An 11,844-nucleotide genomic window follows, 5' to 3' on the forward strand; every position below is an offset into this window, starting at 1 on the left:
CCGCCCCTACCATGGGCGGTGTCCGCAGCCGTCCGCCGCCGTGGGGTGCCCCGATGACCAACGCACGGGAACTGTACGAGCGCACCGTCGCCGAACTCGCCCCGGCCGCCGCCCACAACCGACTCGTCGAACTGGTGGAGGCCGGCACCGCACCCGTCGAAGCGCTGCGCCGGATCGCCGGCGAGGAGTACCGGATCATCCGCAGCGACCGGCGCTCCTTCGCCCTACTCGCCGCCCGCTTCGCGAACTCCGCCCCCACCTCGGCCGCGTTCTTCCTCGGGCTCGCGGAGGGCGAGGGCCAGGCACTTGACCTGCTCCCCGCGTTCGCCTCCGCCGTCGGCCTCCCGCCCGCCGAGCCGGCCGCCCACCGCCCCCGCCCGGCCGCGCAGACCTACCCGCACTACCTCGCCTGGCTGTCCCAGAACGGCGGCCTCGGCGAAACCGTCCTCGCCCTGCTCGCCAACTTCGGCTTCTGGGGCGGCTACTGCGCCCGCCTCGCCGCCGCCCTCCCCCGCCACTACGGCCTCTCCGCCGAAGCCACCGCCTTCTTCCGCTACTTCGCCACCCTCCCCCCAGACTTCGAACCCACCGCCCTGTCCCTCCTCCAACTCGCCCTGGACGAAGGCGAATCCGCCGACGACGCCCGCCACGCCGCCCACCTGATGCAGGCGTACGAGGCGAACTTCTGGACGGCGGTGCTCTAGGGTCTGTCCGGCCGGTCTTGTCGGATCAGCGCGCGTCTCCCCCGGCCCGCCAGGGCTGGGAGCGGATGATCCGGCGTCGCGCGCCCGGCACGATCGGCCGGACAGGCCCTAACTCCCGGCCGGCCTCAGCCGGTACACCACCGTTCGCCGGTGCGGCCCGGGCGGCAGGCTCAGGTCCTCGAAGTCCGCCGACGGGTCGTACGTCATGCCCAGCCGCTGCGCCACCGCCCGCGACGGGGTGTTCCCGGCCGCGATCAGGGCCAGGATCTCCGGCAGCGCCAACTCCTCGAAGCCGTACCGGAGTACGGCCCGCGCCGCCTCGGTCGCATAGCCGTGGCCCCACGCGTCCCGGTGCAGTCGCCAACCCGCCTCCACGCCCTCGACCGGCGCCTCCTCGTCCACCGGATCGAGCCCGGCGAACCCCAGGAAGCTTCCCCTGCCGCGGAGTTGGACGGCCCACCAGCCCCAGCCCCGCTCGGCGAGCTCCGCCCGGAAGCTCTCCAACGCACCGGCGGACTGCTCCCGGGTCAGCAGCGTCCCGAAGTGACGGCGCACCTCGGGGTCGGCGTTCAGCTCCGCCCAGCGGCCCAGATCACCGTCCCGCCACTGGCGCAACACCAGGCGCGGCGTGGTCAGTTCAACGAAATCACCCATGTCACGCCCCCGCCCCGGCCAGGACCTCGCCCGCCAGCGTCTGCGCCGCGTCCAGCACCGCACCGAGCTCCGCCGAGCCGGCCCCGCCGGGCGCGAACAGCGCCTGCGCCCGACGCTCGAAATCGGGTGGCGCACAAGGAAGTCGACCGGCCGAGGCGATCGCCCCCTTCTCGTTCACCAGCCACCGCCCGGCCCGCGCGTGCAGCGCGTGCACCAGCAGACCGACCGCCCGGAACAGACAGCCCTGCACATAACCGGCGTCACCCCGCCGCGCACCCTTGCGGGCACTGGCCAGCGTGAACGGCACCTCCCACCCGGCGTCCGCCTCCAGCCGCCGCGCCAACTCGGCCGGGAATTCCCGCACTTCACCCTGGAGCGCGGCCAGCGCGCCGTCCCGGTCCGCCAGCACCCGCCCCATCGCCAACTCGCCGACGTACGCGTACGACGGCACGCCGTACGGATGCCCGGCCTGCTGGCCGCCGACGTACCGCCCGGCCCGGGCCTCGGCGGCGTAGTGGCGGACCCGGGCCACCTCCCGGTAGATCCAGTCGACCCGCACCGGCCCCAGATCCAGCCACGCCCCGCCGTCCACCCACGGACCCCAGCCACCGGGTTCGGTCACCTCGACGGGCCGGCCGCAGAGTTCGGCGGCCAGCCCGCGCAGCGCGTCGGTGTCCAGTTCCCCGGCCCGGTAGTACAGGCCGAGGTCGTAGTCGGAGCCCGCGACCTGCTCCCCCCGCGCCCGGCTCCCGCCGAGACACACACCGACCACGCCCTCGACCGCCATCAGCCGCGAGGCGATCCGCCGGAGCTCGGCCTCACTCAACTCGCCATGTCCACTGTTCCCGTTCATCGCCCGCCACGATGCCGCACCGCCCCCTCCCCCGCCAGACGTTTTCGCCCGAACGGCCGCCGGGGAAGGGCGCGGTACGGCGAGAGCCCTCAACCTGCCGCGCAGGCCACCCCGTTGAGACAGAAGCCACGGCGACAGAGCGGCCGCCGCCCGGTTCCCCGGTCCGACGGCCGCTCCAACCAGCCCGGATCAAGCGGGAGTTACCGCTGGCCGGCACTCAAGTCGGCTTCCGCGCCGACCAGTTCCTTGCCCATGCAGATGCTGAGCTCGTGGTCCTTGTAGTAGCCGAACTTGCGGATGTCGTCGTAGCCCTCGGAGGCGTACAGGCCGACCGCCTCGGGCTGCAGGGTGCCGGTCTCCAGCACCAGCCGGGTGCGCCCCGCGGCGATCGCGGCCTGTTCGAGGTGGCGCAGCAGGGTGCGCGAGTAGCCCTTGCCGCGGGCGGCGGGGACGACGTACATCCGCTTGAGTTCGGCGTCGCCGTCGCGCAGGCCGTCCGCGTCGCGTTCCTTGACGCGCCATCCGCCGCAGGCCACCGGCTCGCCGTCCACGTAGCCGATCACGAACAGCCCGGCGGGCGGGTCGAAGTGGTCGGTGTGCATGGCGGTCTGGTCACCGTCGCCGTAGCGCAGGACGTACTCCTGCTGGACTTCGGCGGCGAGCTTCTGGGCATCGGGGTGTCCGAAGCCGGTGGTGCGGATCTCCATGTCGGTCAAGGGTACGGGCCGCTCCCGGGCAGTCGTGCGGCGGGCGACCGGGTCCGTTCGCACCCGGGCATCCGGGCGCCGTTCGGGGTGTGCTCCCCAACCGCCGTTCAGGCGATTTCCGGCCGGGCGGCCCGGGATCAACCCGTTTGCCGCACACCATCATCTATTACTTTTTGTCACCATAAAGGCACTTTCTGTCACACCTTTCTGTCACAACTGTCCCCGCCCCCGTGAGGAGCATCCCGTGATTCTCTCCATCTCAGGCATCGTTCTGTTCGGCGTCATCGCCTTCCTGTTCTTCCGCCGGGACGGGCTGAAGATCTCGCACGCCCTGGTGTGCGCACTGTTCGGCTTCTACGTCGCGGGTTCCTCGATCGCCCCGAGCATCCAGGCGGGCGGCGCGAGCCTGGCCGGCCTGATCGGCGGCCTGAACTTCTGAGCGGCCCCACCTCCTTTGCGGCCCGGGCGCGGAGGTCCCACCGCCCCGGGCCTTTCGCCGACCCGGGCCGTCCCCGCCGGCGACCGACCGACCGTCGAAACCCCACCCCGCCTCCGGAGCCCGCATGTCCTTCACCCGCCATTTCCACCGGGGCCGCAACCTCGCCCGCACGGCCGGCGACCACGCCGCCGACGTGTTCGCGCCGCTGACGCTGATCGGCCGCGGCCTGCTCCGTCACGTCGACTGGGCCAAGGCCCGCTGGGCGGCCACCCCGAAGGAGCGGCGCGGCCCGACCCTGCTGGTCGCCGCGGCCGTCACGATCGGCGTCTTCCTGCTGCCGCACGGCCCGCTGATGGCCCTGATCGCCCTGGTCGCCTCGGCCGCCTGGGTCGGCCGCCGCACCAGGTCCGCCCCCGAGCCGGAACCGGACCTCGCCGACGTCAAACTGACCGCGCTGTACGCGGCCCTCACCCCGTACCTCGGCGGGCTCGACGAGCCGTTCGCGCTGTACCGCCTGGACGGCGAGTGGCGGGCGGCGTTCTCCGGCTGGGAGTTCGACGCGGACGGGCGGCTCACCGCGCTGGAGATCTCCTACCCGGCGTACTTCACCGACACCGAGCCCGCCGCCCGGGCCCGGATCGAGCAGGTGGTGCAGGGCAAGGCGGGCCGCTCCCGGGAGTACCGCTTCGACTGGGACGAGGAGATCAACCGGCTGCGGGTGAGCGCGCTCGCGCCGCTGCCGGCCGACATCGTGGCGCAGCGTTTCGTCACCGCGCCGGGCGAGATCGTGCTCGGCTTCACCGACGGCGCGGGCAGTCACCGCACCATCCCGGTCGAGCAGGGCGGGGCGAGCGAGCAGCAGCCGCCGGTGGTGTGGCGGGTCGGCCCGCGCGCCGCCGAGCCGCACCTGCTGGCGCTGGGCACCGCCGGGTACGGCACCTCGACGCTGCTGCGCTCGATCGCGCTGCAGGCGCTGCCGTACGGCGACCTGGTGGTGGTGGACGGCGCGAGCACCGGTGAGCACGCCTGCCTGGTGAACCGTCCGGGCGTGTACACGGTGGAGACCAGCCTGCACGGGGCGCTGGCCGCGCTGGACTGGGTGGCGAAGGAGACCGAGCGCCGGCTGATCGCGCTGAACGCGGCCCGTCACCACGGGGTGGCGGCGCCGGAGGACGTCACCCGGCCGCTGTGGATCCTGCTGGACCACCTCACCGAGCTGTCCGAACTCGCTCACGCCGAGGGCCGCACCGACCCGCAGGAGCTGCTGGAGGTGCCGCTGCGGCACGGCCGGGCGGCGCGCGTCACGGTGGTGTTCGTGGACGACCTGGACGCCCGCCACCGGATCGCCGCCACCGTGTACGCCTGCACCCGGGCCCGGGTGGTGCTCGGCCCGGTCACCTCCGAGTCCGGCTCGGCCGGGCTGGGCGTCCCGCTGGACATCGCGCCCGCCGCGCACACCCCGCCCGGCCGCGGCTACGCCCGGATCGGCACCGCCGCCCCGGTCCGGGTCCAGGTCCCGGTGACGGTGGACCCGCTGGACGACGAGGCCCCGCAGGCGCTGCGCGAGGCGGTGATCGCGCTGCTGCCGCACCGCGACACCCGCACCGAGGCGCCCGCCCCGGCCGAGGCCGCGGGGGCGGAGTGCTCCGAGGTGCAGCTGACCAAGGACACCGCCCCGGCCGAGCCGGATCCGGCCCGTTAGGCGGCCGCGCGACCGCCGACCAGAAGTGCACAAAATGTGACACGCCGGGTGATATCACCGCTCAGATGTGACAAATCGGGCGACCATGGGTACAAACAGGGGCGGCACGACAGGCGACGTATGTCCCCGGACGGGAATCTTCGTCGGAGGTCGAGCGTTGGACCCATCGACGAAGACAGCGACCACTAGTCCTGTGGGCAAGAAGCCCGGGAGGCACGATTCATGAGCGAGCGAGCTCTCCGCGGCACGCGACTCGGGGCGACCAGCTACGAGACCGACCGCGGCATTGATCTGGCACCGCGCCAGACCGTTGAGTACGCATGTCAGAACGGACACCGTTTCGAGGTGCCGTTCTCGGTCGAGGCGGAGATCCCCGTGGTGTGGGAATGCCGCTTCTGTGGCCAGGAGGCCGCACTCCTCGACGGTGAGGAGCCCGAGGAGAAGAAGACCAAGCCCACCCGCACCCACTGGGACATGCTGATGGAGCGCCGGACCCGCGAGGAGCTGGAGGAGGTTCTGGCCGAGCGCCTGGCCGTGCTCCGCTCCGGTGGGATGAACCTCGCGGTCCACCCGCGGGATTCCCGCAAGTCCGCCTGACGGGCAAAGACCCCGCACCACTGCCGAAGGGCCCCGGAAGTTCCGGGGCCCTTCGGCGTTCCCCGACCCGGGGCCGTACAGGGCGGGGCCGAAGGGCCGAACGAAAAACTCCCCGCTCCGGGGAGCGGGGAGAGCGATCGGACGCAGCTGCGGATCCAGGTACGGCTCAGGGGGCGATCGGCGGCCGGTACTGCGTGTCCGGACCGTTCGGGCCGGCCGGCGGGTCGACGACCTCGCCCTGGACGATCTTGCCGTCGGGGCGGTGGATGCGCAGCTGCTCCTGCAGGCGCATCGCGTCGGCGAACCGGTCCGCACCGACCGGGGCGGTGGAGCGCAGTACCGAGCCGGTGAGCCGGCGGGCGGCGGCGCGCCACATGGCGCGGGTCGGCGGGAGCAGCAGGGTGCCGGCCACCAAGTCCGACAGGAAGCCCGGCAGTATCAGCAGCACGCCGGCCAGCACCGTCATCGAGGTGCCGGTCTGCGGCTGCGCGGACTGCGGGTTCTTGGACAGTTCGACCGCGGCGCGGAACGCCCGCACCCCGGCACGCTTGATCACCGTGCCGCCCAGGAACACCCCGGCCAGCAGCAGCACCAGCGTCAGGAACCAGCCCACCCAGCCGGCCACCAGGGTGACCAGCCAGATCTCCAGCACCAGCCAGGCGGCGATCATCAGCGGCACGAATCGGGCGAGGCGCCCGCGCCGGGTCGGACGGGCCGAGGTCGCTTGCTGGGACACGGTACGGATCCACTCCATCGCGGTGCTCTCAGCGGCGGCCGGCGACTCCGGCCGCGTTCACGGCACCACCCTGCACAACGGCCCGACGGCGCCGGGTGTTCCGCCGCCCGGTCCTGACCGGCTCCGGCCCGGCGCGGAACCCCCGTAAGGCCCCCGGAACCCCGCAACGACCGCCCGGAACCGCTCAGGACCGCGCACGGGACCGCTCGGGACCGCTCGGGAACCCGTCAGACCGCCCGGAACCCGTCAGGCCCGCTTGGCCGCCCGCCGCCGCTGCCACCCGGCCGCGGCCGCGTAGCCGCAGGCCAGCAGGCCGCCGAGGGCGAGCACCCACTCCGGCCCGGCGCCGACCTTGTCGGCGATCGTCTGGCCGTCGCGCAGCGGCACCACGGCGCTCAGCACTTCCTGGTCGAGTTCCTTGGTGCGCTGCTCGACCTCGCCGTCCGGGGTGATCACCGCGCTGACGCCGCTGGTGGCCGCGATCAGCACCGACCGGCCGTGCTCCACCGCCCGCAGCCGGGACATCGCCAGCTGCTGCTCGGTCTGCCCGGTCTTGTTGTAGGTGGCGTTGTTGGTCTGCACGACCAGCACCCGGCCGCCCTGGTTGACGGTGTCGCGGACGATCTCGTCGTACGCCACCTCGAAGCAGATCACGTCGCCGATCCGGGCCGGGCCCACGTGCATGACGCCGCTGCCGGTGCCGGGGTAGAAGTCGCGGGCGACCCGCTGGAGCCGGGTGATCACCTTGGAGAGTTGGGCGCGGAACGGCACGTACTCGCCGAACGGCACCGGGTGCTGCTTGGTGTAGGACTCCCCCGGGCCGGAGTTCGGGTCCCAGACGATGCCCTCGTTGCGCACGTGCTGCTCGTCGGGGCCGTCCACCAGGGCGCCGACCAGGGTGGGCACGCCGATGGTCTTCACAGCCTGGTCGATCCGGGCGTAGGCCGCGGGGTCGGTGAACGGGTCCAGGTCGGAGGCGTTCTCCGGCCAGATCACCAGGTCGGGCTTGGGCACCCGGCCGGCGGCAACGTCCTCGGCGAGTTGCTCGGTGGTCTTGGCGTGGTTGTTCAGCACCAGCATCGGCCGGCCCAGGAAGTCCATGCCGGGACGGTCCACGTTGCCCTGGACGATCGCGACCTTCACGGTGTCGGCGGCCGTGGTCGGCACCGGCACCGCGTAGCCGACCAGCACCAGGCCGACGGCCGCCAGGCTGCCCACGGCGGTGCGCCAGGGCAGTACGGGGGTGCCGGCCCGGCGGGCGCGCAGCACGCACAGCGCCGCCCAGGCCAGCAGCACGCCGCAGGACGCGACGGCGAAGGTCACCAGCGGGGCGCCGCCGAGCGCGGCGAGCGGCGTGAACGGGCTGTCGGTGTTGGCGAACGCGAGGCGGCCCCACGGGAAGCCGCCGAACGGCAGCCGGTCGCGCGCCCATTCCTGGGTCACCCAGAGCATCGCGCCCCACAGCGGCCAGCCGCGCAGCTTCGAGGTCAGCGCCAGGCCCGCGCCCATCAACGCGAAGAACACCGCCTCGATCGCCGACAGGCCGATCACGCCGTCCCAGCCCACCACCCGCAGCCAGGACAGCAGCACCACGAAGAACGGCAGCCCGAACACGTAGCCCAGCCAGGCCCCGTGCCGGGCCCGCCGGCCCCGGGTGAGCAGCGTCAGCGCCGTCACCCCGAGGATCGACAGCGGCCACACGTCGTACGGCGGGAACGCGAACGCCATCGCCGTCCCGCACGCCGCGGCCAGGCCGGTCCGGGCCCACCATCCGCCGCGGCCGCGGCGCTCCGGCGCCCCGTCCGGCTTCTTCTCGGCCACGGGGCGCTCCTGCGAAACGGGCAGTGCCACCTGCGCACCATCTCTCTACTTCGTACGACGTCCCCCGAAAGGTACATCACGCGCAGAGAGGGCCCACTAGCCCTGGTGGGTGTGCACCGTCCGCCCGCGGACGACGGTGCGCAGGCAGGTGGGGAGGGGCTCTCCGGGGGTGAGGTCGGGGAGGCCGGGGGTGCCGGAGCGCGGGTCGGTGGACCAGCCGGCAATGCGGTTGTCGGGGGCCTGGACGACCAGGTCGGTGGTGGCCCAGACCGCGTAGGAGGCGACCGCGCCGGGGACCAGCACGCCGTCGGTGTCGTGGCCGAGGGCGCGGTGGCCGCCGCGGGTGTGGGCGGTGAACGCGGCGCGCACCGAGATCCGGTGCTCGGGGGTGCGGTGGAACGCGGCGGCCCGGACGGTGCCCCACGGGTCGAGCGGGGTGACGGGCGCGTCGGAGCCGAAGGCCAGCGGGATGCCGGCCCGCAGCATCGCGGCGAACGGGTTGAGCCGCGCGGCGCGTTCGGCGCCGAGGCGTTCGACGTACATGCCGTCCGGGCCGCCCCAGGTGGCGTCGAAGGCGGGCTGGACGGAGGCGGTGAGGCCGAGTTCGGCGAACGCGGCGAGGGTCTCCGGGGTGAGGGCCTCGGCGTGTTCGACGCGGTGTCGCACGGCCTTGACGCGTTCGGCGCCGAGCTTCTCCCCGGCGGCGCGCACGCCCTCGACGACGGCGGTGATCGCGGCGTCGCCGATGGCGTGGAACCCGGCCTGCAGCCCGGCCTCGGTGCAGGCGGCGACGTGCTCGGCGATCTGCTCGGCCGTCAGGTAGGCGACACCGGTGTGGTCGGTGTCGGCGTAGCTGTCGTGCAGGCAGGCGGTGTGCGAGCCGAGCGCGCCGTCGACGAACAGGTCGCCGCCGGCGCCGACCGCGCCGAGCCGCTTGGCGGTGGCGACACCCTGCGCGCCGAGTTCGCCCCAGTAGCCGAAGACCTCGGGGCCGGGGGTCTCGGCGGCCAGCGCGAGCAGCGCGGCGAGGTCCTCGGCGGAGGAGATGTCGGGGCCGGCGCACTCGTGCAGCGCGCCGATGCCGAGTTCGGCGGCGCGGCGCAGCGTGGCGAGCTGGGCGTCGCGGCGCTGGGCGGCGGTGAGGTGGGCGAGGGCGGCGCGGCGGACGGCGTGGTGGGCGTCCTGGGTGAGCGGGCCGTCGGCGGAGTATCCGGTGCGGTCGGCCAGCGTCGGGACGAGGGCGCGCAGGGCGCTGGTGGCGAGGCCGGAGTGGACGTCGGTGCGGGAGAGGTAGAGCGCGGCCGAGCCGGCGGCGGCGTCGAGTTCGGCGAGCGTGGGGGCGCGGTGCTCGGGCCAGCGGGTCTGGTCCCAGCCGTGGCCGAGCAGGATGCCGCCGGTGAAGCCCTCGGTGAAGGCGGTGATCGCGGCCAGCGCCTCGGTGAGCGAGGCGCTGGTGGTGAGGTCGAGGCCGGTGAGGGCGAGGCCGGTGGAGGTGGCGTGCACGTGGGCGTCGACGAACGCGGGGGTGACCAGGGCGCCGTCGAGGTCGATGATCTCGTCGGCGACGTCGGCGTACGCCTCGGCGGCTCCGTCGCTGCCGACCCAGGCGATGTGTTCGCCCTCGACCAGCATGGCGGTGGCGAAGGGGTCGGCGGGGCTGTAGACGTTGCCGCCGCGCAGCAGGACGGTCCGGTCGGTGCGTTCGGTCATGGCGACCAGTCTCGCACCACGTACCTTCACAGTTTCGGGGGGCGGGCCTCGTACGGGGTGGAGAGGACGACGGTGGTGCGGGTGGAGACGCCGGCGGCGGCGCGGATCCGGGCGAGCAGGTCCTCCAGGTCGCCGGGGGTGGGGACGCGGACCTTGAGGATGTAGTTCTCGTCACCGGCGACGCTGTGGCAGGCCTCGATCTCGGGGAGGCCGACCAGGCGGTCGGGGGTGTCGTCGGGGGCGCTGGGGTCGAACGGTTTGACGGAGATGAACGCGGTGAGCGCCAGGTCGACCGCCTCGGGGTCGACGATGGCGGTGTAGCCGCGGATGACGCCGCGCTGTTCGAGGCGGCGCACCCGCTGGTGCACGGCCGAGGTGGACAGGCCGGTGGCCTTGCCCAGGTCGGTGTAGCTCATCCGTCCGTCCTGCAGCAGCAGATGGACGATGCGCTGGTCGAGTTCCTCCACAAGGCGTCAACCTACTCGATCCTTACGGGGCTGTGCAGGGAGCTCGCTGGGGGGCGCATTCGGGGGGCACATGCCAAGGGAATGTGGCAAGGAACACACGGGGTGCATCACCGTGCGCCGGAGCGCAGGGTTATGACATGCCGTCAGGGGGAAGTGCTGCTGGTGGCCCGGACAACGAGTGACTCCGGCCCGATCCGAGGGGGATCAGATGCCTTCCACCGACCTGCGTTCCGACGTCGAGGACGAACCCGGCGCGCCCGAGCTGTCCTTCGGGGCGGACCCGGGCGCGGCCGACAGCTGGGAGATCGTCCGGGTGCACTGCCCGGCCTGTGACCGCCCGATCGCGCTGATCGGGGACGAGGAGCGCCTGCCGCAGCACGCGGTGCTGCCCTCCGCGTGGAACCCCTTCCAGTCGGCGATCTGCCGGGGCACCGGCACGCCGACGGCCGACCTGCCGGAGTCCGAGGAGCAGCCCGCGCAGTCCGGCTTCGAGAACCTGGTGACGCTGCCGACGGCGCTGGACTGGCGCACCCAGCCGTTCTCGCACGCGGGCGTCCACCGCGCGGTGCGGGCCATGCTGCCCGTGCAGCGCGACCGTCGGGCGGCCTGAGCGCCGGATCCGGTCGAGGGCGCCGCGGGCCGGTGCCCTCCGGGGGGCCCGTGCCCGGCCACGTAGGCTGGCCGGATGAGCGATGCCTTCCCCGACCTGTCCGCGCTGGCCGCGGGCCTGCTCGCGCTGCCGCCGTCGCTGGGCCCGGTGCGGCTGGTCGCGGTGGACGGGCACGCCGGTTCCGGCAAGACCACCTTCGCGGGGCGGCTGGCGGTGGCGCTGGGCGGTGCGCCGGTGGTGCACCTGGACGATCTGGCGACCCATCAGGAGCCGTTCGGCTGGGTGGGCCGTCTGCGTGCCCAGGTGCTGGAGCCGCTCGGGCGGGGCGCGGCGGCCCGGCACGGGGTGTACGACTGGACGGCACGGGAGTTCGGCCCGGTGCGCGAGGTGCCGCCGGCTCCGGTGGTGCTGCTGGAGGGGGTGGGCGCGGGTCGGCGGGCGGTGCGTCCGGCGCTGGCGGCGCTGCTGTGGATGGAGCTGGACGCGGCGGCGGCGCGGGCGCGCGGGGAGTTGCGCGACGGTCCGGAACTGGCCGAGTTCTGGGCGGGTTGGGCGGTGGCGGAGCGGGCGCATTTCGCCGCCGATCCGAGCCGTCCGTTCGCTTCGCTGCGGGTGGACGGGATCACCGGGCGGATCGTCGGGGACACCCTGAGTGAACCGCTTGAACCGCTCTTGACCTGCGGCGTCGCCAGGATCTAAGTTCTGCGTGTCGCGGAAATCAGTTGAATCCGCAACCACAGACCGGCGTCTCCGACTTGTTCCCCCGTGAGTCGGAGACGCCGTTTCCCTTGCGCCCCGGGCACCGCCGCGCGCGCCAACACCCGGTCGTCTCGCGCCATTTGGC

Annotated in this window: 13 protein-coding genes; 6 read left to right on the plus strand and 7 right to left on the minus strand. The window is 73.6% G+C overall.

Translation table 11 applies throughout. From position 1 onward, the window contains the following. Positions 1-53: 53 nt before the first annotated feature. Positions 54-704, plus strand: coding sequence for a transcriptional regulator (locus ACFV18_RS20455; protein WP_380485129.1), 651 nt, complete (start codon positions 54-56; stop codon positions 702-704). A gap of 108 nt (positions 705-812) precedes the next feature. Here the strand turns inward: ACFV18_RS20455 and ACFV18_RS20460 are convergent, their stop codons facing one another. The 3 genes from ACFV18_RS20460 to ACFV18_RS20470 all read right to left on the minus strand — a co-directional run bounded on the left by ACFV18_RS20460 (position 813) and on the right by ACFV18_RS20470 (position 2,918). Beyond that, positions 813-1,358 carry a GNAT family N-acetyltransferase gene (locus tag ACFV18_RS20460; RefSeq protein WP_380485131.1) on the minus strand — a complete coding sequence of 182 codons (546 nt, stop codon included), beginning with the start codon at positions 1,356-1,358 and terminating at the stop codon, positions 813-815. 1 nt (position 1,359) lies between these two features. After that, positions 1,360-2,211, minus strand: coding sequence for a nucleotidyltransferase domain-containing protein (locus tag ACFV18_RS20465; RefSeq protein ID WP_380485133.1), 852 nt, complete (start codon positions 2,209-2,211; stop codon positions 1,360-1,362). A 200-nt stretch (positions 2,212-2,411) separates the two neighbouring features. After that, complete coding sequence (locus ACFV18_RS20470; protein ID WP_380485135.1) at positions 2,412-2,918, minus strand: GNAT family N-acetyltransferase; 507 nt, start codon at positions 2,916-2,918, stop codon at positions 2,412-2,414. A 244-nt stretch (positions 2,919-3,162) separates the two neighbouring features. Here ACFV18_RS20470 and ACFV18_RS20475 point away from each other — a divergent pair, with 244 nt between their 5' ends. From ACFV18_RS20475 to ACFV18_RS20485, 3 genes are all read left to right on the plus strand, one after another. Further along, entirely contained in the window at positions 3,163-3,357 is a 195-nt protein-coding gene (locus ACFV18_RS20475; protein WP_380485138.1) for a hypothetical protein, read from the plus strand. Positions 3,358-3,481: 124 nt separating this feature from the next. Next, the gene (locus ACFV18_RS20480; RefSeq protein ID WP_380485140.1) at positions 3,482-5,059 is read left to right on the plus strand and encodes a hypothetical protein; all 1,578 of its coding nucleotides are present in this window, start codon (positions 3,482-3,484) and stop codon (positions 5,057-5,059) included. Between the two features lie 222 nt (positions 5,060-5,281). Continuing rightward, a complete protein-coding gene (locus ACFV18_RS20485; protein ID WP_073816413.1) occupies positions 5,282-5,656 on the plus strand; it encodes an RNA polymerase-binding protein RbpA in 375 nt (124 codons plus the stop codon). 166 nt (positions 5,657-5,822) lie between these two features. Here ACFV18_RS20485 and fxsA read toward each other — a convergent pair whose 3' ends face one another. The 4 genes from fxsA to ACFV18_RS20505 form a co-directional block, all read right to left on the minus strand. Then, complete coding sequence (fxsA, locus tag ACFV18_RS20490) at positions 5,823-6,392, minus strand: FxsA family membrane protein (protein ID WP_380485142.1); 570 nt, start codon at positions 6,390-6,392, stop codon at positions 5,823-5,825. 246 nt (positions 6,393-6,638) lie between these two features. Further along, entirely contained in the window at positions 6,639-8,213 is a 1,575-nt protein-coding gene (lnt, locus tag ACFV18_RS20495; RefSeq protein ID WP_380485144.1) for an apolipoprotein N-acyltransferase, read from the minus strand. A 96-nt stretch (positions 8,214-8,309) separates the two neighbouring features. Beyond that, positions 8,310-9,923, minus strand: a complete 1,614-nt coding sequence (locus ACFV18_RS20500) for an amidohydrolase (RefSeq protein WP_380485146.1) — start codon at positions 9,921-9,923, stop codon at positions 8,310-8,312. Positions 9,924-9,949: 26 nt separating this feature from the next. Next, the gene (locus ACFV18_RS20505) at positions 9,950-10,390 is read right to left on the minus strand and encodes an Lrp/AsnC family transcriptional regulator (protein WP_380485148.1); all 441 of its coding nucleotides are present in this window, start codon (positions 10,388-10,390) and stop codon (positions 9,950-9,952) included. 208 nt (positions 10,391-10,598) lie between these two features. On the opposite strand from ACFV18_RS20505, the gene ACFV18_RS20510 reads away from it, so the two are divergent. Beyond that, complete coding sequence (locus ACFV18_RS20510) at positions 10,599-11,000, plus strand: hypothetical protein (RefSeq protein WP_380485150.1); 402 nt, start codon at positions 10,599-10,601, stop codon at positions 10,998-11,000. A gap of 75 nt (positions 11,001-11,075) precedes the next feature. Beyond that, on the plus strand, positions 11,076-11,699 hold the full coding sequence (locus tag ACFV18_RS20515) for a uridine kinase (RefSeq protein WP_380485152.1): 624 nt from the start codon (positions 11,076-11,078) through the stop codon (positions 11,697-11,699). Positions 11,700-11,844: the final 145 nt, after the last annotated feature.

It is taken from the genome of Kitasatospora sp. NPDC059673 (assembly GCF_042734215.1).
GTDB lineage: Bacteria > Actinomycetota > Actinomycetes > Streptomycetales > Streptomycetaceae > Kitasatospora.